Genomic DNA, 26,089 nt, shown 5'->3' with positions numbered 1-26,089 from the left:
GTCGGGGCGGCGCTACCCGCCGGCGCCGCGACGCCAATCGTGTTCACGGAGGCGCAGTACGATGCACTCGCGCACGAGGGATTTGCGGAGACGCTGTATTTCCGGTTGCGTGACGAATTTCTGCCGCCGATGTCCGCGGTGCCGAACCGCTGGGGCATTCGCTACGTGAAGGATCTGGTCGCGCGAGCGCGGAGCCGGCATGGGCTCGTGAATGAGAACGATCTCGCGTATTTCGCGCTGATCGGGATGAACGTGCATCCGGCGTTCGATGCGCATCCGGCGATCGCCGAGAAAATCGCCGCGCGCGGAGCAGCGCCTCCGCCAATGTCGTCAACGCTCGCGGATGTCGATGCGGACGTTTGGGCTGCGTTGCTCGATACGCATCCGCTCGCCGGATATGCCGGCGAGTCGCGGGATGCCGAAGCAGCAGCGGCCGATGCGTCGCCTGACGCGGGTTGAGCGACGGGAGATGAGGATGGTGCACGAATTGACGTATAGGATGCGGCGGGCCGTCGAAGCGGGCGCGGTAGCCGCTGGCGGTTTGCGGACTGCGTTGGCACATGCGGGGAGCGACGGACCGTATCGCATCATCGGGGACAACTTCACCGATCGGAGTATCTCTCGTTTCAGGATCGACGGGTTTGGGGCGGGCAATCTGCGCGCGCACCGCAGGATCGACGCTCGATGGGCGGCAGCTCCAACCGATCCGCGCAACCCGAATACAACGAGCAATGCGTCGTCCGCGACGAACTGAATGACAGGAACATCGACATGCTGACTTTGCTTCGCCGCCTCATTCGCAACCCCATCGTCATCGCGGCGCTGCTGTTGAGCGGCGCATGGTGGGTGCATGCACAGACCACAAGCTACGGCCCCTATCGCGTCGTGGGTTTCAACTACACCGAGCGAGGTGTCTACAACTTCGTCGTGGATGGCTTCGGCGCAGGCAGCGTGCACGCCCGCCAATTCGGCGGGGGCGGCGGCACCGTCTGTTGCATGGAGGTGCCGCGCAACAAGAAGACCTGGCACCTCAAGATCACGTACGACCTGACCCCGGAGGAGGACGCCAAGAACCTGTCGCCGGAAATCTACGAGACGGATGTCGCCGTTCCGAAGCTACCGAACAAGCGCGACGGCTATATCGAGTTCCATTTCCTGCCTGAGCGCAGGATCGAAGCGCAGTGGGTCGAATATCCGACGATGCCGCGCATGCGCGCCACCAACTAGTCCAGCGGGGGGAAACATGTCGGACGAAACCATCGCCGCACAAGGCGCCTCAAAAAGCCAGTCCGAATCGGCATCGGCTGCATCGCGGGCCACACGCGCCGCGAGCGTCAGCGCGCAACTTCCGGCCGAGCCGCCCAGCCCGTGTTTTCGTTGCAATCAGGAAATTTATCAGAGCTTCTTCTTCGACGGTTTCGCACAGAGCCTGGCCGACACTGATCGTTTGTCGAATATCGCGCGTCTCTTCAACGCGCACGCTGACAGCAGCGATGAGTTCGGCATCTACAAGATGTATTACGAAGGCATGGGCCGGGACTTGTCGGGGCAAACGGTCGGTGCGATCAAGAAAGTCCTGACCGATTCCGAAGCCGCCTTGCTCAAGGAAGCCGACGCCAAAGTGATTAAGGATCCTGGCAAGAAGATCGCCGCCGACATCGCCCAGCGGTTTCGCGACTCGCCTGCCGACAAAGGATTGTTGTCACGAGGCACATCGTCGGTCCTCGACGGGCTGGAGCATGCGGGAGAGACCGCGAGAAATCAGATCAAGGAATCAGTGACGCCGGGAAAAGTGGCTGGTGCCCTGCTACCCGCCGCCACGACCATCGCGGCAGACTCCATTCCAGTTGTCCGGGACAGTGAATTCGCTGCAGGTTATATGGGTACGGGATTTGATGCACGGGTGAACAAGGCTATTGCGGATTTCAAGAATAACGTCGCACACGCCACCTCAGCCGATCCGCGCGAAATCAAGCGCATTCGTGTGGCGATTTTCGGATATGACCGCGGCGGCGTCATCGGCCGGAAATTCGCAAACGAATTGATTGGAAAGACCTGCAAGCAAAAGGACGGCAAGATCACTTACGCCGGCATCGAGGTCCAGTTCGATTTCATGGGGCTGTTCGATTGCGTATCGACGTCCTATGCGGATTCGATCTTCACGAAAGTCGTCGCGCCTGTACTTGGCGTCGTCCCCGGCGAAGGCAAGGCCGCCAGCATCAGCATCAAGGGGCTGAGTTTCTTCCTCGCCCTGTCCAAGCAGTCGCTCGGGCAATTCGACATCCAGAAGGAATTCAAATCGATTGTCCATCACGTCGCCGCAACGGAGCTGCGCTTCTACAAGAACCTGGATTCACCGCGAAAATCGCCGGACCACGCGAACCTGCTGGAGATCGTCTATCCAGGCAGTCAGTCGGACGTCGGAGGTGGCTTCCTGGACGGCGAGGATCAAAAATCCTCCGAGCTGGCACGTGTCTCCGCAAGAAACATGCTCGATCGTGCATGGTCCGCGGGTGTGCCGCTGCTGCCGCTTGCCAAGCTGCGCACGATATCCCCATTGGCGGCACGCGAATTCGAGTATCGCAAGACTGTCAATGTCAACGGCAAGGATCTCAACGTCAACGATCTGTTCGGTGCGTACACCGCGATGCTGCCGAAAACAAACGGTCCGCTCGAGAAACACTTCCTCGAACATCAGAAGCTGTTCGTGTCGTGGGCACGCTCTGTTCACGATCGCACGGGCCACTCCAGCAGCGGCAGCAATCTTTTCATCAACACCATCGACGCCGACGTCTACAACGCTATCTTCACGAGTGGCGGCGGCTTGCCGGACTACGAAGGTCGGGACTGGTACTACAAGGGCCAGGATCCGAATTCCAAGGTTCCGCAGTCGACCTTCGGCGAACGCCGGACGGTCGACGACATCTCGGACAAAACGGTGCGCGCACTGGCCACCGCATGGGTACATCCGCCAAAGCTGACGCCGGAAGTGATCGCGTTCTTCGACAACTTCGTGCATAACACGATTACGCGGCTCAACAACGTGTCGCTTGGCGACGGCGTATTCATGCAACTTCGCGAAATCGAAGAGAAGGGCTGGATGGCGCGCCAGACCGACGCCGCCAAAGACTACATCAAGAAAGTCCTCGGCAACATCTCCAAGAACATCAAGGACGCCCAGAACGAATACGTCCGGCAAGTCACGTCCGGCCAGATTCCTCACGGCGCTTCGATCGGCGATCTCTCCGGCGACTGAGCGGCTCAGGCCGCACCAACCGCCAAATCCGCCCGGCGCATAGGCAGCCGGAGGGCTCATACGCTCAACCCCGCGTCAGTTGTACCCGAGAATCGCCACCGCCGCGACCTCCGGCCGATCGAGCGTATTCCCGACGAGCGACGTCATCGGTTCCTGCAGCACGGCCTGATACGACGTCACGCGCGCCGCTTCCGGCACACCGGCATCGCCCGATGCCGGCTCGTCGAACGCTGCATCGAAACCGCTGTAAAACCCCGCTTGATTCTGCGAAAAAGTCATCTCCACTCCTTTCCTTGATTGTGCTCTTGATCGGCTAACCGACGCGCTTCAACGCCGTCACCTGCACGGGCGCACCGTCATGCGCAGCTTCCGACCGTGCAAGCTGCGCGCGTGTGCGCCGCGTGATGTGGATCACCGCGAACACGACCGGTGCGATCAGCAGGCCTTCCGCCAGCTCCGGATCGACCGGCAGGTTCATCACGTGCAGCGCCTTGAACGCCGCCGTCGCGAGCGACAGCACGTAGTACGAAATAGCCGCCACCGACAGACCTTCGACCGCATGCTGCAGATGAAGCTGGTTGCGCGCGGTGCGCTCCATCCCGGCCAGCAGGCGCGTCACGTCCTTTTCCTGCGCGAGGTTCACGCGCGTGCGCAGCAGGTCGACCGCGCGGGCGATCCGCGCGGCGATCTGCTCGTGGCGCGCCCATACGCTGCGGCACGTTTCCATCGCCGGCGCGAAGCGCCGCTCCATGAATTCGGCGATCGTCGGCATCCCTTCGATCCGCTCTTCGCGCAGTTCCTGAATGCGCGCCAGCACGAGCTTTTCGTACGCGCGCGACGCACTGAAGCGTGCGCCGGCCCCCGCCAGCGACTCGACCCGCACCGCGAGATGCGTGAGCTTGACGAGCAGCGCCGTGTCGTCGCCGTCGGCGCCGCTCGCGTCCATCCGCTGCATCAACGCATGCAGCGCCGCGTGGATCTCGTCGAGCTCGCGGCTCATCCGGCGCGCGACAGGCAACGCGAGCAAGGCCATCATCCGGTACGTTTCGATTTCATACAGGCGCTGCAGCAGGCGGCCGCCCTGCTCCTCGCGGAAATCCTCGTCGATGACGAGAAAACGCATGAAACCGTCGTCGCGTACGTGCCAGTCGCAGAACACCTTGCCGCCGCCGAGCACGTTGCTGCCGACGAGCGCGGGCCCGTCGATCCAGCGCCGCAGGTCGCCGCACACGCGTCGCGCGGCGTCGCCCGACAGCAGCTCCATCCTCACCGCGACGAAACGGATGCCGGCCAGCCGCGCGAACCACGCGGCCGGAATGCCTTCGATCGCGAGATCGTCGAAGTAGCCGGTGTCGCGACGCGGCGCGACGAACGTGAAAGTCGAGAATTCGGTGTGACGCTCCCACTTCAGATGCCAGCCGCACGGCGACTGCACCGCGTGGTGCGTCGCGCCTTCGTGCGGCGCGGCAATGCCGGTGTCGCGGCACAGCGCGTGCAGCAGCGTTTCGTGGATATCGGGCTGGCCGTCCGCGTAGATCGCGTAGTGCGTGAGCGACACGGCTTCGGCGAGCCGCAGGAACGGCCTGGCATGCAATTCGGCGGCCAGCGCGGCGCGCAACGGATGGTCGATCATCGATACACCACGCTTCCTCGTTCAGTGCTGCACACCGGGTCGACCGGCCTGAATGCCGCGCCGCCCGTGGGCAGGACGCCAGCGTGATCGCACTATGGCAGACACACATCAACAATAAAAACGCATAATGTTGATCGTTACGTTCAGTTTTCCTGATACCGATGAAGATGCTCGATCACGACGTGCTGGCCACCGTCGTCGCCGTCGCGGAGACCGGCAACATGACCCGCGCGGCCGAGGCCGTGAACCGCTCGCAGTCTGCCGTGAGCATGCAGATCAAGAGCCTGGAGGACGCGATCGGCCGGCCGCTGTTCGTGCGCAAGCCGCGCAGCATCGTGCTGACGCGCGAGGGCGAGGTGCTGCTGGGATTCGCCAGACGAATGCTGGCGCTGCGCGACGAGGCGTGGGCGGCCGTGGTGCGGCCGGAAGTGACCGGCAAGGTCGTGATCGGCGTGCCGGACGACTACGCGTCGTCGCTGCTGCCGTCGGTCCTGAAGAAATTTTCGGCGACCTACCCGAAGGTCGAGATCCAGGTGATGGGGCTGCCGAGCAGTGCGCTCGCGCCGCTGATCAAGGAAGGCACCGTGGATCTCGTGTGCGGCACGCGCATCAAGGGGCTGACCGGCGACTTCATCCGCCACGAGCCGATGGCGTGGGCCGCGATGACGAACGGGCCGCGCGTATGGGAAGAACGGCCGTTGCCGATCGCGGTGTTCATGCCGGGCAGCGTCGCGCGCGAGAACGCGATCCGCAGCCTCGAACGCGCGAAGGTGCCGTACCGCACGTCGTATGAAAGCCCGAGCCTGCTCGGGCTGCTCAGCATGGTCGAGGCCGGCCTCGCGGTCGCGCCGCTCGCGCGCTGCGCGATTCCCGCGCAACTGTCGATGCTCGGCCGCTCGCACGGCTTGCCGGACCTGCCGCCGCTCGAACTGATCCTCGCGCGCAGCACGAAATCGAAGCGGCCGCCGTGCGACTTTCTCGCGGAACAACTGATGGAAGACCTGCAGCGCCAGACCGGGCAGACCGGCGACGCGTGATCAGCGCGTCGCGCCGAACCCTGCCGCGCCCAGCGCCGCGTTGACATGCGCGGCGACCGCATCGACGAGCGCTTCGAGCGTGTCGCCGCACACGTACCGGTGTTCCGGCGCCACGTGCTCGGAGCGCCGCCCGCCCCACTGCGCGCCCGATGCGACCGACAGCGTCGCACCGAACCGATGGCCGTGGCGACGCCCGAAGACGCTCACGCGCTGCCCGGCCACATACGCCTGCTCAGGCAGATAAAGCCGGATCTCGACCGCCACCTGCACGGGATCGTTGACGCGCGCGGCCGGGCTGACCGTCGCGCCGAATACCTTGCCGATCCGCCAGATCACGCAGGTCTCCCACGCCGCGAGCGGGCCGCCGATCGCGTCGACCCGTTCGGTGTCGACCGACCACTGATGCCGGGGCGGTAGGACGATCGCTTGATGCAGCAGCACTTCGGCCACGCGTACCGTCGTCAGCAGCTGACGCGCGAGTTGCTGCCCTGACGGCAGCGATGCCGTCCGCGCGCGACGGCTTGCCGGCCGCGCGACACGCACTTCTTCCGGGATGTACATGGTCACTCCGTATTCAGGGGGTAGCGCCGCGCACGACGCGGCGCGCGAACCTCCGGCGCCGCCGGCCGATGGACAGCCATGGCGACCGGCGATCCGGCGGCGGAGCAAACGAACCGTCTGTGTACGAGCAACAACCGTTCCCCGCGTCACCGGGCCCGCGGCCCGACATGCAACCGGCGCGCGACGGGCCCGATCACCGCATCGGCCTGCTGCGCGATCAGCATGTGCAGCGTGAAGTCCAGGTCTTCCGGCGCGATCTCGAAATGAACGTGGATCACGTCGCGCACCGCGCGGGCGCGGACGACATACACGCCGAGCGGCGAATGCAGCAGCGCCGCGAGCCGCTCGCGCGCGTGCTCGCCGGAATCGGCTGTCAGCGTGACGGGCAACTGCAGGCGCGGGCGCGGCGGCGGCAACGGAATGACGCGGGTGCGGGTGCCGGCGCGCATTTGGCGGCCGGCGACATCGAAGGCGGGAAAGGGATGGATGAAGGTCATGGAGCGGACGGGAGCCGTCCCGGCTGTTCGACATGTCCCCAGCTTAGAAGAGACGGCATAAACGTCGTGCAAAAAAATGCCGCGGCGACGCAAAAAACGGCATGCAGAGCGCAGCGCGCCGTACCGATTCGACCCCACGCCTCCCCTGCCGCGCGACCGCTGCGCTATGCAAACGCCTCGAGCGACGCGCGCCGTCGTTCGTCGACCATCGATTCGATCAGCGACACGAGATCGTCGGTCAGCGGATCGCAGATGCCGGGCGAGCGATGCAGTTCGAGATCGGCCGCCGGCAGCGGCGGGAATCCGTCCGCCTCGCCGAGCACGTGCATGCGCTGCCGGCCGTCGGCCGCAACCTGCAGGACCATCTGTGCGTGAGCTTCTACTTCAAGGCGAACCGGCCGACGCTGAACGACGAGATGGGCACGCTGCTCGGCAAGATGAAGATCGGCTTGCGCTACCTGCTGACGAAGCGCGGCCCGCTCGCGATGAGCGTGAACCAGGCCGGCGGCTTCTTCCGCGGCTCGGCTGACGTGCGGGAGCCGAACCTGCAGCTGTACTTCAACCCGCTGTCGTACCGGATTCCGAAGAGCGACCGTGCGAGCATCAAGCCCGAGCCGTATTCGGGCTTCCTGATCGCGTTCAACCCGTGCCGGCCGACCAGCCGCGGTACGATCGAGATCGCGTCGAACCGCGCGGAAGATGCCGCGAAGATCCACATCAACGCGCTGACCACGCAGAAGGATCTCGACGAAGCCGTGCAGGGCAGCAAGGTGATCCGGGCGCTGATGCGCGCGCCGGCGCTGAAGTCGATGACCGTCGAGGAAATCTCGCCGGGGCCGCAGGTCGACACCGACGAAGCGATGCTGCAGTATTTCCGCGAGCAATCGGGATCGATCTACCACCTGTGCGGCTCGTGCGCGATGGGGCTCGACGCGGCGACATCCGTCGTCGATGCGTCGCTGCGCGTGCACGGGCTGCAGGCGCTGCGGATCGTCGATGCGTCGGTCTTCCCGAACATCACGTCCGGCAACATCAATGCACCGACGATGATGGTCGCGGAGAAGGGCGCGGACCTGATTCTGGCGGAGGCTGCGCTGGCGGAGCGGGCCGGCATGCCGTCGACGCAACGGGAGACGGTCGCACAGTGAGTGACGCCACGCCGGCAGGGCCGGCGGCGGCCGCCGGCCCTCAGCCGTTCCCCGCGTCCACGACCTGCCGGCAAACCTTCACGATCAGGTCCCGCAGCCCCGCATGCACCGTGTCCCGGTCGAAGCGGGGATGCCACATGATCGAGATCGCCAGCCCCGGCGTCGCGACCGGCAACTCGAACGTCACGACGTCTCGCCGGGCCTGAGCGGTGTGCTTCTCCGGCACCTGCACGATCCAGTCCGAACGCCGGGCCAGCTCGATGCCCGATTTGAAGTTCGGCACCACCGCGATCACGTTCCGCTCGCGCCCCTGCTCGCCGAGCGCATCGTCGATCGGCCCGTGAAACCGCCCTTTGCGCGACACGCTGATGTGCGGCACGGACAGGTACGCGTCCAGCGTCATCCGGCGCCGCGCCAGCCGATGGCCTTTGCGCAGCACGCCGACCATGCGGTCGTCGAACAGCTTGCGGACCATGATTTCCGGCCCCGTCTCGCCGATCACGCCGATTTCGATATCGACTTCGCCGCTGCGCAGCCGCGCCACCGTCTTCTCGTGCTTGGGCAGGAACCGCAGCTTCGCATGCGACCATGCCGCGTACGCCTGCTCGATGATGGGCACCGCAAACGAATCGATGAATCCGTCGTTGGCGCTGATGTTGAACACGCGTTGCGCGTCGATCGACCGGTGCTGCGCACCGAGCAGCTGTTCCACATCCTGCAGGATGCGGTCGAGCGGCGCCTTCAGCCGGCGCGCCGTTTCGGTCGCCACCATGCCCTTGCCCGCGCGTACCAGCACCTTGTCGCCGATCGCGTCCTGAACGCGGGCAAGGGTCCGGCTCATCGCGGACGGACTCAAATCGAGGCTGCACGCCGCGCGCGACACGCTTTCCTCGTCGATCAGCGCCTTCAGCGCCAGCAACAGGTTCAGGTCGATTCGGTTCAACGCCGCGCTCCTCGCAGATTTGCGTTGAATGCATCATATATCTGACAAACCTGCACTGTACACACGCGATCCCCGCTCCTACCATTTGTGCAACCGAACGGAGGAATGCATGGAAACAATGCAAGTACACGACGAGCCATTGCGCGAATTGCTGATCCGGGACTGGCAGGAGCATACGAAGCAGCCGATAGCGGTCGCGACCCGCCTGCGGGAACGGCTGGCGCGCCCGATGGGCGCGCAGGACCTCGTCGAGCTGGCGGCGCTCGTGACGCATGTATTCGGCGAGCATCTCGGCGACTGGGAAGCGGGAATGGACGCGCTCGAACGACTCGTGGACGCGCACGACGATGCACCGGCCGATGCGCGCCGGCGGATCGATCGCCAGCATGCGGTGCTCGAGAAATCGCGGGACTTGCATGCGCCGCTCGACCGGTTCGACGCCGACGATCGCCTCTACGTCACGGCACTCGCGCTCCCCGCGATCACGCTTCAACAATCCGCGGCCGAGGCGGAAGCGGCATTCGCCGAAGCGATGCACTTGCTCGCGTCCAGCGACTGCCGCGAGCACCGCCGGCTGTTCGGCATGGTCACGGCCAATCTCGTCTGCGACCTGCTGGAGCGTTCGGCCCTGTCGGCCACCAGACGGCGCCTGCTGATCCTGCTCGCGGAGAAAAGCCACGCGATCTGGCTGCAGGACGGCGACGACACGGACCGGGAGAAGGCCGCGTTCCGGCTGACGCAGTGTTACCAGAAATGCAGGATGCCTGACAACTACGGCAGCGGGCGCTATCCGCGGTATCTGTCGATCGAACCGTAACGGCAGGCGATACGCGAACCGGAATGAAACACGGCACGGCACGGCGCGGCGCGTTGCACCGCGCCGATCGACGCGGACGGCCCGCATCCCGTCGCGGCCTGCCGCCCTTCCGGCTCGCGTCACACGTGCCCGGCATCCCCCCAAGCACCGCCCGATGCCGGCACGGCGTCGAACACCCGCACGATGTGATCGATCATCGCGCTCATCCGCGCGGTATGCCGCAAATCCTTGTGCGTCACCATCCAGACTTCGTAAGGGCGCGCCGACGTACGCGCCGGCCACACGCGCACCAGTCCGTCTCGCTCCGCGATCGGCACCGGGAGTTCGGCGAGCCCGAGCCCGGCACGCGCCGCCGCGCGCAGCATGAGATTCGAATTCAGCCCCGACACGATCCGTCCGGCCCGAACCGGCTCGCCGACCATCGTGAGCGGGCGGCGCGCATTCAGGTGCGGCAGGAAGCACACGAGATCGTGGCCGTCGAAGCCGGTGCCGGACACCGGTTCGCCATGCCGGTCCAGATAGTCCGCCGACGCGTATAACCCCGTCGGCCACGCAGCAAGCCGGCGCACGAGCAGATCGGGGTTGTCGGGCTTGATCGTGCGGATGGCGATGTCCGCCTCGCGCTTGGCGAGATTCTCCACCTGCGTCGACGTGTTGAGCAGCACACGCACGTCCGGATGCTCGTCGTGCAGGTTGCGCATCGCGCGCATCACGAATTCGAGCCCGATCGTATCGGTCGTCGTCACGCGCACGTCACCCGCAAGGCGCCGGTCGACGCCCTGGGTCTGCCGCATCAGGTCAATCACCGACTGCTCCATCTTCTCCACGTTGCGCAGCGCAACCTCGCCCACCGCGGTCGGCACGTAACCGGCCGACGTGCGCAGGAACAGCGTCGCGCCGAGCGCGCGCTCGAGTGCCGCGAGCCGCCTGCCGACCGTCGCCTGGTCGAGCCCGACCACCCGCGCGGCGCCGCGCAGGCTGCGTTCCCGGTGGATGGCGAGAAAAATCCGCGCGTCGTCCCAGTTCAAAGGCCTTCTCCTGAAGTGATGCAAATTTGCATCTGTGGTCTTGAAAATCGCTGCGCGAATTCATCAACCCCGAAGCCTATACTTTTTTCACCGATCACTCATCTACCCGTTGCGAGGCAAACATGTCCGGTACGCACGCGCCCCTTCCCGCCGACATGGCGGCAGTCGAAATCACCCGCCCCGGCGGCCCCGAGGTGCTGGCAACGACACGGCGCCCGGTGCCGCGGCCGAACGCCGACGAAGTGCTGATCCGGGTTCACGCCGCCGGCGTGAACGGCCCGGACGTGCTGCAACGCAAGGGGCACTACCACCCGCCGCCCGGCGCGTCCGACATCCCGGGCCTCGAGCTCGCGGGCGAAGTCGTCGCGACCGGCGAGGCCGTGCGCGAATTCGTCCCGGGCGATCGGGTCAGCGCGCTGGTGACGGGCGGCGGCTACGCGGAATACGCGGTCGCCCACCGCCTCACCACGATGAAGCTGCCGCCCGGCCTCGACATGATCGAAGCCGCGGCGATGCCGGAAACGTTCCTGACGGTGTGGCTGAACCTGATCCAGCGCGGACGGCTGCAGGCCGGCGAATCGGTGCTGGTCCACGGCGGCGCGTCGGGCATCGGCACCACCGCGACGATGATCGCGAAGGCAATGGGTGCATCGACCGTCATCACGACGGTCGGCTCGGAAGCTCATCGCGCCGCGAGCCTGCGGCTGGGCGCGGATCACGCGGTGCATTACCGGGAAGAGGATTTCGTCGCCGAAGTCGACAGGATCACCGCCGGCCGCGGCGTGGACGTGATCCTCGACATCATCGCGGGCGACTACGTCGCGCGCAATTACCGGGCCGCGGCGATGAACGGCCGGATCCTGCAGGTGAGCGCGCTCAACGGGCCGGCGAAGGAACTCGACGTGTGGCCGATGATGACCAAGCGCCTGACGCACATCGGCTCGACGCTGCGCTCGCGCACGCCCGAGGAGAAAGGCGCGCTCATCGCCGAGCTGGAACGGCACCTGTGGCCGCACGTGGCGGCCGGCACGGTCAGGCCGCAGGTGTTTCGGTCCTTCTCGCTCGACGACGCGCGCGATGCGCACACGCTGATCGATTCGGGCGTGCACATCGGCAAGATCGTGTTGACGACGGCCGCGCACCGTGCGGCCTGAGCAAGACGATGCGCCAGGTCAGTTCACGCTCGTGCGCTTCTCGACGAACCGCTTCACGTAATCGTCGGCCGGCCGCGACAGGATATCGTCGGGCGTGCCGACCTGCACGAGCGTGCCGTCGCGCAGGATCGCGATGCGGTCGCCGATGCGCAGCGCCTCGTCGAGATCGTGCGTGATGAACACGATCGTCTTCGACAGCGTCGTCTGCAGCTCGAGCAGCTGATCCTGCATCTCGGTGCGGATCAGCGGATCGAGCGCCGAAAACGCCTCGTCCATCAGCAGCACGTCGGTGTCGGCCGCCAGCGCGCGCGCCAGCCCGACGCGCTGCCGCATCCCGCCCGACAGCTCGTCCGGGTAATGATCGCCGTAGCCGTCGAGCCCGACCTTCGTCAGCCAGTTGCGCGCCGCGTCGGCCGCGTCGTGCCGCTTCCCGCCCCGCGTGCGCAGCGCATACGCGGCGTTGTCGAGCACGGTCCGGTGCGGCAGCAACCCGAAGTTCTGGAACACCATGCTGACCTTGTAGCGGCGCAGTTCGCGCAGCCCGTGCGCGTCGAGCTTGATCACGTCGCTGCCGTCGATCACGATCTCGCCGGCCGTCGGCTCGATCAGCCGGTTGAAGTGCCGCACGAGCGTCGACTTCCCGGAACCCGACAGCCCCATGATCACGAAGATCTCGCCCGACTCGATGCCGAGGCTCACGTCGTTGAGCCCGACGTTGCAGCCGGTTTCGGCCAGCACGTCGGCCTTGCGCCTGCCGGCCCGCAGCAGGTCGAGCACGCGCGCATGCGCGGCCTGCGGCCCGAACAGCTTGTACACGTGTTTGACGTCGATGGTCGCCATGTCTGTCTCCGCTCCTATGCGCGCGACGATTGCGTCGCCTGATTCGAATCGACGCTCGGCGCCGACGCGTTGCGCGGCAGCCGGTACGGCACGCGCGATGCACCCTTCTGCCGGCGCTGCTGCGCAAGCCGCCGCCGCGCGCGCCGCTCCTGACCGAAGCCCTGGCTGATGCGGTCGATCACGATCGCGAGAATCACGATCGCGAGGCCGGCCTGCGTGCCCTTGCCGACGTCGAGCGTCTGAATGCCCGCGAGCACGTCCTCGCCGAGCCCGCGCGAGCCGATCATCGACGCGATCACGACCATCGACAGCGCCATCATCGTCGTCTGGTTGATGCCGGCCATGATGCTCGGCCGCGCGAGCGGCAATTGCACGTTGACGAGCAGCTGCCAGCGCGTCGTGCCGAACGCGCGTGCGGCCTCCGTCACGTCCGGATCGACCTGGCGGATGCCGAGATCGGTCAGGCGGATCAGCGGCGGCAACGCGTAAATGATCGTCGCGAGGATCGCGGGTACCTTGCCGAGGCCGAACAGCATCAGCACCGGGATCAGGTAGACGAAGCTCGGCAATGTCTGCATCACGTCGAGCACCGGCAGCAGCATCCGCCGCAACCACGCGCTGCGCGACGCCAGAATGCCGACCGGCACGCCGATCGCGACCGACAGCACCGTCGCGACGAGCATCAGCGCGAGCGTCTGCATCAGCTTGTCCCACAGGCCGAAGCAGCCGATCGCGTAGAGCAGCAGCATGAAGAGCGCGCCGAGGCCGATGCGGCGCGTCGCATTCCACGCGATCGCGCCGACGACCAGCAGCACGAGCCACGGCGGCGCCATGCGCAACGCGCCTTCGAGCGGCACGAGCAGGTAGCGCAGCAGCAGCGTGCTGAAGTGATGAAAACTGTCGCCGTATTGCGCGACGAACGTCTCGAGCGCGCGGTTGACCCAGTCGGCGATCGACAGGTGCAGGAAGAAGCCGTTCATGTTGATTCTCCGTCGCGCCGCGAAGGCGCGTGACGGCGGCGGCGAGCGCGGGCCCGCCGCCGCGCGCAGGTTACGCGCCCTTCAGGCTGCCGGCGATCTTCTGCGCGACGTCGGCCGGCACCCACTGCTTCCACATGTCCGGGCGGGTCTTCAGGAACTGCGTGGCCATCGCCGCGCCGTCGATCTTCTTCGTCGTCATCTCGAGGATCGTCTGGTTCAGGAAGTCCATCGGAAACCGCACCTTGCCGAACACGCCGACGAGATCGGGGTTCGCATCGGCGAACGGCTTCGACACGCCGACCGTCAGTCGCGACACCATGTACGACGACGCGCACTGGTGCGTGCTGCTCTCGTCGCGCAACGTCTTCCAGCATGCTTCGTTGAAGGCCGGCATCTTCAGCGCCGTGAACTTGTATTTCGCCATCAGCGCGGCCGGGCCCCAGTAATAGAACACGATCGGCGCGCCGCGCTGGTACGCGGACGCGATCGCCGCATCCAGCGCCGCACCCGTGCCCGGATGGAAGTTCGTGTACGACTGGTCGAGCTTCAGCACGCGCAACAGGCGCGTGTTCACGCGCTCGCAGTCCCAGCCGGTCGGGCAGTTCAGGAAGCGGCCCTTGTCCGGCTCCTCCTCGTCGGCGAACACCTGCTTGTACTTCGGCAGATCGTCGACCGACGCGAGCCCCGGCGCGACCGGCTTGATGTTGCGCGCCGGATCGCCCTTCACCACGTAGTCGGGCACGAACCAGCCTTCGGTGGTGCCGCCGGGCAGCGTGTCGCCGATCAGCTTCACGGCGCCCGACGAGACGGCCTTCGCGGTGATCTCGCTGCGGCCCGTCCACTGCTCGGCCCAGATCTGCAGGTCGTTGCGCGCGAGCGCCGTTTCGGTGGCGGCCGTGCTGCCCGGCACGACGTCCGTCCTGCAGCCGTAGCCCTTCTCCATGATCAGCCGCAGCACCTCGGTCGCGAACGACCCGCTCTCCCATGTGATGCCCGCGAAATGGACCGTCTTGCCGTCGGCGCACGCGCCGCCGGCCGCGTGGGCCGCGGGCGCGGACAGGATCGCCGCGGCGGCGAGAAGGACCGTTTTCAGTCGTCGAATCTGCATGGTGGGTCGTCTCCAAATCGAATCTGTTGTTTGTGCGTCGCGGCATGCGCGGCAACCGGCGCATCGTGAATGCATCCACGTCCGGTCAGCCTGCATGTTCGAGCGGCCATTTTGTTTAGGGAAACGAGTAATTCCGATCATTGCAATCGGCGGCGCCAATCGATCGCCGTCGCCCCCAGGAGGCCCGCCGGACGGGCCTTGCAGGCGATTGCAGGCAGCCGGTCATGACCCGGCGCGGGCGCCTGTTCGAACGCCGCCCGGCCGGTGTCGAACGGCCGCGCCGTCCCCGCCGTTTCGACTGTCGAAACGGCCTGCGCCGCCCCCATTGGCGAACCCGATCCCGTCCATCGAAATTACTCGCTTTCGAATCCGTATCGGCTTGGGAAGAATGCGCGGTGTCATCGGAGGAGACACGACCCGACGCCGCCGTTGCCGCGCCGCCGCACGTTGCCGGCGCCTCGCGCGGCGCCGGATCGCCCCGGATGACGGGGGCGCGCCTCGCCGGACGCGCTCACGACAACCGATACACGCTGGATATCCCGGAGATCTCAATGAAAAAGACCCTGACGGCGCTCGCCGTGACGGCAACCTTCGCAGCGCCCGCGTTCGCGCAAAGCAGCGTCACGCTGTACGGCGTGATCGACGAAGGCCTGAACTACACGAACAACGTCGGCACCGGCCACGTCTACGAGATGGCCAGCGGCTACGCGCAAGGCAGCCGCTGGGGCCTGAAGGGCAGCGAGGATCTCGGCGGCGGCATGAAGGCGATCTTCCAGCTCGAAAACGGCTTCGACGTGAACACCGGCCGCCTCAACCAGGGCGGCCGCATGTTCGGCCGCCAGGCGTACGTCGGCCTGAGCCAGACGCAGTACGGCACGCTGACGTTCGGCCGCCAATACGATTCCGTCGTCGACTATCTCGCGCCGACCACCGCCAACGGCAACTGGGGCGGCTACCTGCTCGCGCATCCGTTCGACAACGACAACACCGACAACTCGTTCCGGCTCGACAACACCGTCAAGTACGCGAGCCCGAACTTCGGCGGCTTCCAGTTCGGCGGCGCGTACAGCTTCAGCAACAGCACGAACTTCTCGGACAACCGCGCCTACAGCTTCGGCGCGCAGTACCAGAACAACGGGCTGCTGATCGGCGCCGCCTACCTGCAGGCGAACCGCCCGGGCGACGGCTCGGCCGGTGCGATCACCGCGAACGACGCGAGCTACATCGCCGAGCGCATGCGCGTGTTCGGCGCGGGCATCAACTACTCGTTCGGGCCCGCGACCGTCGGCTTCGCGTATACGAACTCGAACTACAAGAACCCGACCGGCAACGGCTACCTCGGCACGCCGGGCGCGATCATCGCGCCGGGGGCGACGGTCAGCGCGATCAAGTACCAGAACTTCGAGGTGAACGGCTCGTACCAGATCACGCCGGCATTCATGGTCGGCGCGCAGTACGTCCTGTCGCTCGAGAAGTACGACGCATCGACCGGCGACGCGAAGCCGAAAATCCACTCGGTCGGGCTGATGGCCGACTACAACCTGTCGAAGCGCACCGACGTGTACGTGCAGGCCGCGTACCAGCACATCGCCGGCGACAAGACGAACGCGATCCTCGACAACGCTTTCATCCCCGGCACCGACGCACCGTCGTCGACGTCGAACCAGGTGGCCGTGCGCCTCGCGCTGCGCCACAAGTTCTGACGCAACCCGGTTCTCCCTCCTTCACGCGACACCCGCGCCGGTCGGCCCGAGGTGTCTTCGCCCGCCCGCAAGCGCCAGCCTGCCGGCGGGTTTTTTCATGGATCACGCCGTGCCGTGACGGGCGCCGGCAGCCCCATCCGCCGAAAGCCGCACGCACCCCGTCAACCATGACAGGTCAACGGCCCGCGATCAGCCGATACACTGTGTGATCCCGACGGCCGCGATCCGCCCTCCCCTTCAAAGCAGGCCGTCGTTCCGATTGCGCGGCCGCCCGCTTCCCCGCCCGCCCCGCGCACCTTCCGCACGCTTTCCAGGGAGCAACACTTGAAGCACTGCCGCACCGCGCTGCTGGCCTTCGCCACGGGCCTGCTGGTCGCCGCATCCGCCCATGCCCATCCCGTCTGCACCGTCGTCGCCGACGCCGCCACCGGCCGAGTGCTCGTGCAGCAAGGCGACTGCGCGACCCGCGTCACGTCCGCATCGACGTTCAAGGTGGCGATCAGCCTGATGGGTTTCGACGCCGGCGTGCTGACGGACGAGCACACGCCCACGCTCGACTTCCACGCCGGCTACCCCGACTGGGGCGGTGCGCCGTGGCGCGAACCGACCGACCCGGCGCGCTGGATGAAGCTGTCGATCTTCTGGTATTCGGAGCAGGTCGCGCAGGCGCTCGGACAGGCACGCTTCCAGCAGTACACCAGCGCGTTCGATTACGGCAACGCCGACGTCACCAGCAAGCAGGGTGAACTGAGCGGCGTGATGGGCGCGTGGGCCAATTCGTCGCTGCGGATCTCGCCGCTCGAACAGGTCGCGTTCATGCGCAAGATCGTGCGCCGCACGCTGCCCGTCAGCGCGCATGCGTACGACATGACCGAGCGCATCACGCTGATCGACGCGCAACCGGGCGGCTGGATCGTGCACGGCAAGACCGGCACCGGCTCGCCGGGTCTCAAATACGACAGCGCGCATGCGTACGGCTGGTTCGTCGGCTGGGCGACGAAGGGATCGCGCACGCTGGTGTTCGCGAACCTGATCCAGGACGACACGCGGCAAACGCCGAATGCCGGCCTGCGCTCGCGCGACACGTTCCTCGCGGCGCTGCCGGCACTCGCCGAAGCGGGCGCGTCGCCATGAGCACCGGACCGCGCAACGCACGCATCGACCTGCTGCGCGGCGTGTCGATCCTGCTCGTGCTGCTGCATCACTTCAACATCGCGTATCCGCTGCGCGACACCGCGCTCGCGCGCGTGCTCGGCTGGGACACGATCCACGCGATCGTGCGCAACGGCAACTACGGCGTGACGATGTTCTTCGCGATCTCGGGCTACCTGATCACGTCGAATGCGCGCCGCCGCTGGGGCAGCCTCGGCGCGCTCGACGTACGCGCGTTCTACGTGTCGCGTATCGCGCGGATCGTCCCTTGCCTGCTTCTGCTGCTCGCGCTCGTCAACGGCCTCGCGGCGGCCGGCGTGCCGATCTTCACGAACCATGCGCCGCAGGGCATCGCCGTGTCGTACTGGCTCGTGAACCTCGCGTCGCTCACGTTCTGGATGAACGTGCTGATCGGCGCATACGGCTGGGTCAATTACGCGCTCGGCGTGCTGTGGTCGCTGTCGGTCGAGGAGGTGTTCTACCTGTCGTTTCCGCTGCTGTGCATCGCATTGCGCCGCGACGGGCGGCTGTTCGCGTTCTGGCTGCTGATCGCCGCGATCGGCCCCGTGTATCGCTACACGCATCCGGGCGACGAAGGCGGCTTCCTTTATGCGTACTTTGCATGCTTCGACGGCATCGCGATCGGCTGCTGCACCGCGCTGCTGGCCGAACGCGCGCGCTGGCAGGTGCTCGCGGCCGCGCCCGTGCAATGGCTCGTCGCGGCGGGAATGACGGCGCTCTATCTCGCGTGGCCGATTGCCGAAAGCCATGTGCCCGGCGTCTCCGCGATGGCGCTCGGCACCGCCGTGCTGCTGATCGGCGCGCATGCCGAACGCGAACGCGCGCACGGTCGCGTGCTCGCGCCGCTGCGCTGGAGCGGCCGGCTCAGCTACGAGCTGTATCTGTTCCACCTGATCGTGCTCGGCGCGTTGCGCACGGCGTGGCCGCCGTCGGGCACGCACGGAGACGGCAAGCTGGCGTTGCTCGTCGCGTATCTGGTGCTGTCGGCCGGGTTGAGTGCCGTCATCGCGCGCGGCTACGCGACGCCGCTCGACCGCCTGATCAAGCGGCTCGCGTTACGGCCGGCGGTGCAAGTGACGAACCGCGCACGCGTGTAGCGCGGCGGCGGCGATCCCTGTCGCGCGGCGGCGAAAACGGAAAAAGCGGCCAGGGTCCGCTTACGACGTTTCGATCGAGTCAGCCCGCGTATTCCGCGGCGGCACAGCGCACGGTCACGATGCGCGCGGGCGGAAGATTCGCCCAGACGATCCGGCTGCCGCTGGCGACAAACGCCGCATCGCCGAGCGGATGGCGGCGGGGCGGCCGCAGGTCGTACGTGAACTGAATCATCACGCCGTCGGCCGACAGCACGCGGTGACATTGATCGACGATCGCCGCCACGTCCTCGCGCGGCAGCGTGCGCAACGGCAGGCACGACACGATCGCATCGACGCGCGCATCGGGCGGCAGCAGCCGCTCGAGCTGCCGCGCATCGCCCGACACGATCGTGATGCCGGGAAAGCGCCGTCGCAGATGCCGCACGAACGCGGGCGAGCGTTCGACCACGACGAGGCGCCGCGGCGCGACGCCGCGCTCGAGCAACGCCGCGGTGATCGCGCCGGTGCCGCCGCCGAGCTCGACGACCAGCCCGTCGCCAGCCGGTACCGCGTCGGCCATCTCGCGCGCCAGGTGCCGCGAACTCGGGCACAACGCCCCCACCGCGGCCGGACGGCCGACCCACTCGCGCACGAACAGCGCCGAGACCCGCCATGCGTTCGGCCACATCATCGGCGACCCTCGAGCGGTTGCGTCATCGGCCTCGACAGGCGGATGACTGCGTGGAACAAGGCTACGGCGACACGGTGCTTCGGCATGCGCATCCTCCTGGGCGAATCGGTCCGCCGCGGGACGCGCGGCGATCAATCGATTCTAGGAAACGCAAACTTAAGGCGACGTGAAGATTGTCCCTGATTTGCCTGATCAATTCGTGCCCGACCGGCGATCGACGCACTGCAGCATATGCACGCGCTCACGTGCGCCGACGAGCCGGATCGGCTGCCGCGCGGCCGCGATCGCGGCGCGCGCGCCGGCCGTCGATGCGAGCGGCCGCGCCGGCGTTCCCGACGCGGCCGCCATGCGGCGCACGCGCTGCCGTCACCGCAGGTTGGTTCTCGCGAGCTCGACGATCTCGTCGCCGCGCCCGCTGAGGATCGCGCGCAGCATGAACAGGCTGAAGCCCTTCGCATGCGCGAGCTCGATCTTCGGCGGCATCGCGAGTTCGTACTTCGACGTCACGACGTCGACGACGGCCGGCCCGTCATGCTCGAACGCCGTGCGCAACGCGTGCTCGACGTTCTCCGAGTGCTCGACCCGCACGCTGAAGATACCCGCGCCCTTCGCGATCGCCGCGAAGTCCGTCGGGCTCAGGTCGACGTTCGTATCGAGATAACCGGCCGCCTTCAGCTCCATCGACACGAAGCCGAGCAGGCTGTTGTTGTACACGACGATCTTGATCGGCAGGTTGAGCTGGCGCGCGCTCAGCAGATCGCCGAGCAGCATCGACAGCCCGCCGTCGCCGGACAGCGACACGACCTGCCGCCCCGGATGCGCGCCCTGCGCGCCGAGCGCCTGCGGCATCGCGTTCGCCATCGACCCGTGGTTGAACGAGCCGTGGAGCTGCCGCTTGCCGTTCATCGTCAGGTAGCGCGCGGCCCACAACGTCGGCGTGCCGACGTCGGCCGTGAAGATCGCGTCGTCGGCCGCGACGTCGTCGACGAGCTTCGTCAGGTACTGCGGATGGATCGCGCGGCCGGGCGGCTCGGCCACCGCGAGATCGTCGAGCCCCTTGCGCGCGGCCGCGTAGTGCTTCAGCGCGTTCTCGAGGAAACGCCGCTGCGTCTTGCGCGTCAGGCGCGGCAGCAGTGCCGCGATCGTTTCCTTCACGGTGCCGACGAGGCCGAGCGCGAGCGGCGCGCGGTGACCGAGCTGCGAGCCCTTCCAGTCGATCTGCGCGATCTTCGCATTCGCCGGATAGAACGGCCGGTACGGGAAATCCGTGCCGAGCATCAGCAGCGTGTCGCACGATTCCATCGCGTGATAACCCGAGCTGAAGCCGATCAGCCCCGTCATCCCGACGTCGAACGGGTTGTCCCATTCGACGAACTGCTTGCCGCGCAGCGCATGCACGACCGGCGCGCCGAGCGTGTCGGCCAGCGCGACCACTTCGTCGTGCGCGCCCTGCGTGCCGCTGCCGCACAGCAGCGTGACCGCGTCGGATGCGTTGAGCAGGGCCGCGAGCCGGTCGAGATCGGCATCGGCCGGCAGGATCGACGGCGGCGCCGATTCGCTCCATGCCGGCGCCTCTTCCGGGCCGTCGCCGAGCGCGATGTCGCCCGGTAGCACGATCACCGCGACGCCGCGCTCGTCGATCGCGGTACGCATCGCGCGCGCGAGCACGCGCGGGAACTGCGACGCGTTCGTCACGAGTTCGGCGAAGTGGCTGCACTCGCGGAACAGTTCCTGCGGATGGGTTTCCTGGAAGTAGCCGAGGCCGATCTCGGTCGACGGAATGTGCGCGGCGATCGCGAGCACCGGCTGGTGATTGCGGTGGCAGTCGTACAGCCCGTTGATCAGGTGCAGGTTGCCGGGGCCGCAGCTGCCGGCGCACACCGCGAGCCGGCCGGTCGACGCGGCATCGGCACCGGCCGCGAACGCGGCGCTTTCCTCGTGCCGCGTATGCATCCAGCGGATCGAGCCAATCTGGCTCAGGCTGAACGACAGGCCGTTCAGGCTGTCGCCCGTCACGCCCCAGATGCGCTCGACGCCCGCTGCCGCCAGCGTCTTCGCCAGGTATTCCGCCATCGTCTGTCTTGCCATGATGCCCTCGCTCGTTGATCGGTCGTCACACGAATGAACCGGCTCCGGCGGCTGCCTTCGCCGGCGACCAAACGAGCATACGCGATCGTGCCGCACCGCGTCGCGAAGCCCACAGGCGTCCCGGCCCGTTCCTTTCGGTCATGTCAGGCAATCGTCGCCGCTTCGTCGGCTGGCGCGCGCTCAACTCCAGTCGGACGCCGCCTCGTCCGGATCGACGAGCGTGAGCCCCGCCGCCGGCAGCGGCAGCGCGGTCTTGTAGCGCACCTGCTTCAGCGCGAAGCTCGAGCGGATGTTCGACACGCCGGGGATCGTCGTCAACCGCTCGATGATGAAGCGCTCGAGCGTGCGCATGTCGGGCATCACGACGCGCAACAGGTAATCGGCGTCGCCCGACATCAAATAGCACTCCATCACCTCGGGCCGCTGCGAGATCGCCTCCTCGAAGCGCTGCAACGCATCCTCGACCTGTTTTTCCAGGCTGACCTGGATGAACACGTTGATCCGCAGCCCGAGCGGCTCGGGATCGAGCAGCGTGACCTGCTGCCGGAACAGCCCGAGCTTCTCCAGCGCGCGCACGCGGTTGAAGCACGGCGTGGCCGACAAGTTCACCGCGCGTGCGAGTTCCGCGTTGGTGATCCGCGCGTTCTGCTGAAGCTGGTTCAGGATGCCGATGTCGATGCGGTCGAGCCGCCGCGGGTTTGCGCTCATGATCGAAATATTCCGAGAGAGTGGCGATAACCGGAATATTTACACTATCAGACCGTGAAACTCCAATGAAATCAGACGCATATTTTGCGGATCGACGGGTAGCATGATTCGACCGATTGCCACTGATTGCGCGCCGCCCGAACTGGCGTGCGGGAGACCTGCGATGACGGACCTGTCGAACGGAATTGACGCCACGCGGCGCGCGGGCCTTGCGCATGCCGATGCCGACCCCGAAGAAACCGCCGAATGGCTGGAGGCGCTCGACGCGGTCGTCGCTCACGTCGGCCAGGATCGCGCGCAGTTCCTGCTCGATCGCCTGGCCGCGCACGCGCGCACGCGCGGTCTTGCTGCATCGCGCGGCCCGGTCACGCCGTACGTGAACACGATCGCCGCGCACGAACAACCGCCGTATCCGGGCGATGCCGATCTCGAAGCGCGTCTGTCGGCCGCGCTGCGCTGGAATGCGCTCGCGATGGTCGTGCGCGCGAACCGTGCATACGGCGAGCTCGGCGGACACATCGCGAGCTATGCGTCGGCGTCCGACCTGTTCGAAGTCGGCTTCAACCATTTCTTCCGCGCGGCGACGGGCGAAGGGCATGACGAAGGTGGTTCCGGCGGCGATCTCGTCTACTTCCAGCCGCATTCGTCGCCGGGCGTCTATGCACGCGCGTATCTCGAAGGCTTCCTCGACGAGGCACACCTGAAGCACTACCGCCGCGAAATCGCCGGGCCCGGCCTGTGCTCGTATCCGCATCCGTGGCTGATGCCCGACTTCTGGCAGTTCCCGACCGGCTCGATGGGCATCGGCCCGATCAACGCGATCTACCAGGCGCGCTTCATGCGCTACCTGCAGCATCGCGGCCTGGCGGACACCGCGAACCGCACCGTGTGGGGCTTCTTCGGCGACGGTGAAATGGACGAACCCGAATCGCTCGGCGCGCTGTCGCTCGCCGCCCGCGAAGGGCTCGACAACCTCGTGTTCGTGATCAATTGCAATCTGCAGCGGCTCGACGGCCCGGTGCGCGGCAACGGCCGCGTGATCGACGAACTCGAGGCGTTGTTCGCCGGCGCCGGCTGGAACGTGATCAAGGTGCTGTGGGGTTCCGACTGGGATCCGCTGTTCGCGCGCGATCACGCCGGCGCGCTCGCCCGCGCGTTCGCCGACACCGTCGACGGCCAGTTCCAGACCTTCTCCGCGAACGATGGCGCGTACAACCGTGCACGCTTCTTCAGCCGCGACCCGGCGCTCGACACGCTCGCCGCGCAATTGACCGATGCGGAAATCGACCGCCTGCGCCGCGGCGGCCACGACGCGCTCAAGCTGCACGCCGCGTATGCGCGCGCGCTCGCCCATCGCGGCCAGCCGACGGTGATCCTCGCGAAGACGATGAAGGGTTACGGGATGGGCACGATCGGCCAGGGGCGGATGACGACCCACCAGCAGAAGAAGCTCGACGTCGACGACCTGAAGGCGTTCCGCGACCGTTTCCGGTTGCCGCTGTCGGACAACGACGTCGAGCAGTTGAAGTTTTACAAGCCAGCGGAAGACAGCCCGGAGATGCGTTACCTGCATGCCCGCCGGGCTGCCCTGGGCGGCTATCTGCCCAGAAGGCGGATGGCGGCATCGCAAGGACTGACCGTCCCGCCGATGCCTGCCTGGGGTGCGTTCGCGCTGGACGCGGCGAACCGCGAGATGTCGACGACGACGGCGCTCGTGCGCATGCTGGCAGCGCTGCTGAAGGATCGCGACCTCGGCCCGCGCGTCGTGCCGATCGTGGCCGACGAAGCGCGCACGTTCGGCATGGCGAGCCTGTTCCGGCAGGTCGGCATCTACTCGCCGCTCGGCCAGCGCTACGAACCCGAGGATCTCGGCTCGATGCTCTACTACCGCGAGGACACGCGCGGGCAGATTCTCGAGGAAGGGATTTCGGAAGCCGGCGCGGTGTCGTCGTGGATCGCCGCGGCGACGTCGTACAGCGTGCACGACCTGCCGATGCTGCCGTTCTACATCTACTACTCGATGTTCGGTTTCCAGCGCATCGGCGACCTGATCTGGGCCGCCGCCGACCAGCGCTCGCGCGGCTTCCTCGTCGGCGCGACAGCGGGCCGCACGACGCTCGGCGGCGAAGGCCTGCAGCACCAGGACGGCAGCAGCCATCTCGCGGCGTCGACGATTCCGAACTGCCGCGCGTACGACCCGGCGTTCGCGTACGAAGTCGCGACGATCGTCGATGCCGGCATGCGCGAGATGGTCGAGCAGCAGCGCGACGTGTTCTATTACGTGACCGTCATGAACGAGAACTACGCGCAGCCGTCGATCCCCGGCGACGATCCGGCCGCCCGTCGCGCAGGCATCCTGAAGGGTATGCACCGGCTGCCGTCCGCCTCGAACGCGGCCGCGCGCGTGCAGTTGTTCGGCGCCGGCGCGATTCTCGGCGAAGTGCTCGCCGCGCAGCGGATGCTGCAGGACGGCTGGGGGATCGATGCGGCCGTCTGGAGCGTCACGAGCTTCAGCGAATTGCAGCGCGACGGGATGGAAGCCGAACGGCTGTCGCGGCTCGGCGACGGATCGGCATCGTCGTATGTCACGCGGATGCTTGAAGAAACGCAGGGCCCGGTGATCGCCGCGACCGACTATGTGCGCGCGGTGCCCGAGCTGATCCGCGCCTACGTGCCGCGCCGCTACGTGACGCTCGGCACCGACGGGTTCGGCCGCAGCGACACGCGCGACGCGCTGCGCGCATTCTTCGAGGTCGATCGCGCGAGCATCGTGCTCGCCGCGCTGAAGGCGCTCGCCGATGACGGCGCACTCGATGCGACCGTCGTGCGCGACGCACGCGAGCGTCTCGGCAAGACCTCGCATCCAGGCGGTGCGCCATGGCAGCGCTGACCGGGCAACGCGGCCAGGCACGTCGAGCGGCTTCAAGCCGCCGAGCGCCGCGTTCGCCCGGCCCCTCCACGCCGCGGCGCATGCGCCGCTCTCACACGGACCGGCGTGAATCGGCGGCGCTCCGCGCTAAACCGGCAACGCGTGCGTCGACAGAATTTCCTTGAGCACCATGAACGAGCGCACCTGTCGCACACCGGGCAGGTACAGCAACTGTTCGGCATGCAAACGGTTGAAGCTCTCGTTGTCGCGCGTGCGGAGCAGCATGAAGTAGTCGAATTCGCCGGTCACCACGTGACACTCGACGCACCCCGACACTTTCTGCGCGGCCTTCTCGAATTCGGCGAATGCTTCCGGCGTCGAACGATCGAGCACGAAGCCGATCACGACCAGCATCCCGGCACCCAGCGGCTTCGGGTCGAGCAGCGCGACGATGCCGCGAATCAATCCCATCTCCTTCAACCGCTCGACGCGCCGCAGGCACGCCGGCGCGCTCAGCTTCACCTTCGCCGCGAGGCTCACGTTCGAGATCGACGCGTCCTGCTGCAACTGCCGCAGGATCGCGCGGTCGATGCGGTCGAGCGCCGCCGCGGCGTCGGCCGGCGATGCACTGACGCGATCTAATTTCATTGCGTTTCCTCGAAATTTTGCGAATCAAAATTATTCATTCATTCCTGACCTCACAGATAACGTAGGTTTTCATTATTTATTTCGCAAGCCCATTTCGCACCATCCTGCCTATCATTTTTCCATCGGGACAC

24 protein-coding genes and 1 pseudogene are annotated in these 26,089 nt (G+C 66.7%); 11 read left to right on the top strand and 14 right to left on the bottom strand.

Annotated elements, in window-relative coordinates:
• The first annotated feature begins 39 nt into the window (after positions 1 to 39).
• The 3 genes from WJ12_RS22030 to WJ12_RS22020 all read left to right on the top strand — a co-directional run bounded on the left by WJ12_RS22030 (position 40) and on the right by WJ12_RS22020 (position 3,256).
• Complete coding sequence (locus WJ12_RS22030) at positions 40 to 459, top strand: hypothetical protein (protein WP_226103868.1); 420 nt, start codon at positions 40 to 42, stop codon at positions 457 to 459.
• A gap of 312 nt (positions 460 to 771) precedes the next feature.
• Positions 772 to 1,227 (top strand): DUF3304 domain-containing protein, encoded by a 456-nt coding sequence (locus tag WJ12_RS22025; protein ID WP_059560106.1) that lies wholly within the window; start codon positions 772 to 774, stop codon positions 1,225 to 1,227.
• A gap of 16 nt (positions 1,228 to 1,243) precedes the next feature.
• The gene (locus WJ12_RS22020) at positions 1,244 to 3,256 is read left to right on the top strand and encodes a DUF2235 domain-containing protein (protein ID WP_049033635.1); all 2,013 of its coding nucleotides are present in this window, start codon (positions 1,244 to 1,246) and stop codon (positions 3,254 to 3,256) included.
• 75 nt (positions 3,257 to 3,331) lie between these two features.
• Here the strand turns inward: WJ12_RS22020 and WJ12_RS22015 are convergent, their stop codons facing one another.
• Both WJ12_RS22015 and WJ12_RS22010 read right to left on the bottom strand, forming a co-directional pair.
• Positions 3,332 to 3,535 carry a hypothetical protein gene (locus WJ12_RS22015; RefSeq protein ID WP_059559930.1) on the bottom strand — a complete coding sequence of 68 codons (204 nt, stop codon included), beginning with the start codon at positions 3,533 to 3,535 and terminating at the stop codon, positions 3,332 to 3,334.
• Between the two features lie 34 nt (positions 3,536 to 3,569).
• On the bottom strand, positions 3,570 to 4,889 hold the full coding sequence (locus tag WJ12_RS22010) for a DUF3422 family protein (protein ID WP_034188526.1): 1,320 nt from the start codon (positions 4,887 to 4,889) through the stop codon (positions 3,570 to 3,572).
• 161 nt (positions 4,890 to 5,050) lie between these two features.
• Here WJ12_RS22010 and WJ12_RS22005 point away from each other — a divergent pair, with 161 nt between their 5' ends.
• A complete protein-coding gene (locus WJ12_RS22005; RefSeq protein ID WP_027782171.1) occupies positions 5,051 to 5,926 on the top strand; it encodes a LysR family transcriptional regulator in 876 nt (291 codons plus the stop codon).
• On the opposite strand, the gene WJ12_RS22000 is transcribed toward WJ12_RS22005, so the two are convergent.
• The 3 genes from WJ12_RS22000 to WJ12_RS36460 all read right to left on the bottom strand — a co-directional run bounded on the left by WJ12_RS22000 (position 5,927) and on the right by WJ12_RS36460 (position 7,349).
• The gene (locus tag WJ12_RS22000; protein ID WP_034188527.1) at positions 5,927 to 6,487 is read right to left on the bottom strand and encodes a hypothetical protein; all 561 of its coding nucleotides are present in this window, start codon (positions 6,485 to 6,487) and stop codon (positions 5,927 to 5,929) included.
• Positions 6,488 to 6,633: 146 nt separating this feature from the next.
• Complete coding sequence (locus WJ12_RS21995) at positions 6,634 to 6,984, bottom strand: hypothetical protein (RefSeq protein ID WP_034188528.1); 351 nt, start codon at positions 6,982 to 6,984, stop codon at positions 6,634 to 6,636.
• A 164-nt stretch (positions 6,985 to 7,148) separates the two neighbouring features.
• On the bottom strand, positions 7,149 to 7,349 hold the full coding sequence (locus tag WJ12_RS36460; RefSeq protein ID WP_083262751.1) for a hypothetical protein: 201 nt from the start codon (positions 7,347 to 7,349) through the stop codon (positions 7,149 to 7,151).
• On the opposite strand from WJ12_RS36460, the pseudogene WJ12_RS21990 reads away from it, so the two are divergent.
• Positions 7,308 to 8,132, top strand: a pseudogene (locus tag WJ12_RS21990) (GMC family oxidoreductase); the annotation flags it as partial. The gene WJ12_RS36460 and the pseudogene WJ12_RS21990 overlap by 42 nt on opposite strands.
• A 40-nt stretch (positions 8,133 to 8,172) precedes the next feature.
• Here the strand turns inward: WJ12_RS21990 and WJ12_RS21985 are convergent.
• Positions 8,173 to 9,075: a LysR substrate-binding domain-containing protein gene (locus tag WJ12_RS21985; RefSeq protein ID WP_059559933.1), complete on the bottom strand. Its 903-nt coding sequence runs from the start codon at positions 9,073 to 9,075 to the stop codon at positions 8,173 to 8,175.
• A gap of 109 nt (positions 9,076 to 9,184) precedes the next feature.
• Here WJ12_RS21985 and WJ12_RS21980 point away from each other — a divergent pair, with 109 nt between their 5' ends.
• Positions 9,185 to 9,892, top strand: coding sequence for a hypothetical protein (locus tag WJ12_RS21980; protein WP_063896734.1), 708 nt, complete (start codon positions 9,185 to 9,187; stop codon positions 9,890 to 9,892).
• A 119-nt stretch (positions 9,893 to 10,011) separates the two neighbouring features.
• Here WJ12_RS21980 and WJ12_RS21975 read toward each other — a convergent pair whose 3' ends face one another.
• Positions 10,012 to 10,920: a LysR family transcriptional regulator gene (locus tag WJ12_RS21975; protein WP_051700989.1), complete on the bottom strand. Its 909-nt coding sequence runs from the start codon at positions 10,918 to 10,920 to the stop codon at positions 10,012 to 10,014.
• Between the two features lie 122 nt (positions 10,921 to 11,042).
• Between WJ12_RS21975 and WJ12_RS21970 the strand changes: the two genes are divergently transcribed.
• Positions 11,043 to 12,074: an NAD(P)H-quinone oxidoreductase gene (locus tag WJ12_RS21970; RefSeq protein WP_049028945.1), complete on the top strand. Its 1,032-nt coding sequence runs from the start codon at positions 11,043 to 11,045 to the stop codon at positions 12,072 to 12,074.
• Between the two features lie 18 nt (positions 12,075 to 12,092).
• Here WJ12_RS21970 and WJ12_RS21965 read toward each other — a convergent pair whose 3' ends face one another.
• The 3 genes from WJ12_RS21965 to WJ12_RS21955 all read right to left on the bottom strand — a co-directional run bounded on the left by WJ12_RS21965 (position 12,093) and on the right by WJ12_RS21955 (position 15,002).
• Positions 12,093 to 12,914 carry a quaternary amine ABC transporter ATP-binding protein gene (locus WJ12_RS21965; protein ID WP_059559939.1) on the bottom strand — a complete coding sequence of 274 codons (822 nt, stop codon included), beginning with the start codon at positions 12,912 to 12,914 and terminating at the stop codon, positions 12,093 to 12,095.
• Between the two features lie 14 nt (positions 12,915 to 12,928).
• Positions 12,929 to 13,894 carry an ABC transporter permease gene (locus WJ12_RS21960; RefSeq protein WP_034188532.1) on the bottom strand — a complete coding sequence of 322 codons (966 nt, stop codon included), beginning with the start codon at positions 13,892 to 13,894 and terminating at the stop codon, positions 12,929 to 12,931.
• Between the two features lie 70 nt (positions 13,895 to 13,964).
• Positions 13,965 to 15,002, bottom strand: coding sequence for an ABC transporter substrate-binding protein (locus WJ12_RS21955; RefSeq protein ID WP_059559942.1), 1,038 nt, complete (start codon positions 15,000 to 15,002; stop codon positions 13,965 to 13,967).
• A 551-nt stretch (positions 15,003 to 15,553) separates the two neighbouring features.
• Here WJ12_RS21955 and WJ12_RS21945 point away from each other — a divergent pair.
• From WJ12_RS21945 to WJ12_RS21935, 3 genes are all read left to right on the top strand, one after another.
• Positions 15,554 to 16,705 carry a porin gene (locus WJ12_RS21945; RefSeq protein ID WP_059559949.1) on the top strand — a complete coding sequence of 384 codons (1,152 nt, stop codon included), beginning with the start codon at positions 15,554 to 15,556 and terminating at the stop codon, positions 16,703 to 16,705.
• A 324-nt stretch (positions 16,706 to 17,029) separates the two neighbouring features.
• Entirely contained in the window at positions 17,030 to 17,839 is an 810-nt protein-coding gene (blaOXA, locus tag WJ12_RS21940) for an OXA-1043 family class D beta-lactamase (RefSeq protein WP_059559954.1), read from the top strand.
• The gene (locus tag WJ12_RS21935) at positions 17,836 to 18,975 is read left to right on the top strand and encodes an acyltransferase family protein (RefSeq protein ID WP_059559957.1); all 1,140 of its coding nucleotides are present in this window, start codon (positions 17,836 to 17,838) and stop codon (positions 18,973 to 18,975) included. Before blaOXA ends, WJ12_RS21935 begins: the two co-directional genes overlap by 4 nt.
• Positions 18,976 to 19,054: 79 nt before the next feature.
• On the opposite strand, the gene WJ12_RS21930 is transcribed toward WJ12_RS21935, so the two are convergent.
• From WJ12_RS21930 to WJ12_RS21920, 3 genes are all read right to left on the bottom strand, one after another.
• A complete protein-coding gene (locus tag WJ12_RS21930; RefSeq protein ID WP_034188538.1) occupies positions 19,055 to 19,645 on the bottom strand; it encodes a class I SAM-dependent methyltransferase in 591 nt (196 codons plus the stop codon).
• A 366-nt stretch (positions 19,646 to 20,011) separates the two neighbouring features.
• On the bottom strand, positions 20,012 to 21,733 hold the full coding sequence (gene poxB / locus WJ12_RS21925) for a ubiquinone-dependent pyruvate dehydrogenase (protein ID WP_059559960.1): 1,722 nt from the start codon (positions 21,731 to 21,733) through the stop codon (positions 20,012 to 20,014).
• Between the two features lie 180 nt (positions 21,734 to 21,913).
• Positions 21,914 to 22,441, bottom strand: a complete 528-nt coding sequence (locus WJ12_RS21920; protein WP_049032659.1) for an Lrp/AsnC family transcriptional regulator — start codon at positions 22,439 to 22,441, stop codon at positions 21,914 to 21,916.
• A gap of 163 nt (positions 22,442 to 22,604) precedes the next feature.
• Between WJ12_RS21920 and mdeB the strand changes: the two genes are divergently transcribed.
• Positions 22,605 to 25,331, top strand: a complete 2,727-nt coding sequence (mdeB, locus tag WJ12_RS21915; protein ID WP_059559963.1) for an alpha-ketoglutarate dehydrogenase — start codon at positions 22,605 to 22,607, stop codon at positions 25,329 to 25,331.
• Positions 25,332 to 25,457: 126 nt separating this feature from the next.
• On the opposite strand, the gene WJ12_RS21910 is transcribed toward mdeB, so the two are convergent.
• The gene (locus WJ12_RS21910; RefSeq protein WP_034188541.1) at positions 25,458 to 25,958 is read right to left on the bottom strand and encodes an Lrp/AsnC family transcriptional regulator; all 501 of its coding nucleotides are present in this window, start codon (positions 25,956 to 25,958) and stop codon (positions 25,458 to 25,460) included.
• Positions 25,959 to 26,089 lie beyond the last annotated feature (131 nt).

The sequence above is a fragment of the Burkholderia seminalis genome, assembly GCF_001718535.1.
GTDB lineage: Bacteria > Pseudomonadota > Gammaproteobacteria > Burkholderiales > Burkholderiaceae > Burkholderia > Burkholderia seminalis.
This window is presented reverse-complemented; position numbering and strand designations above follow the sequence as displayed.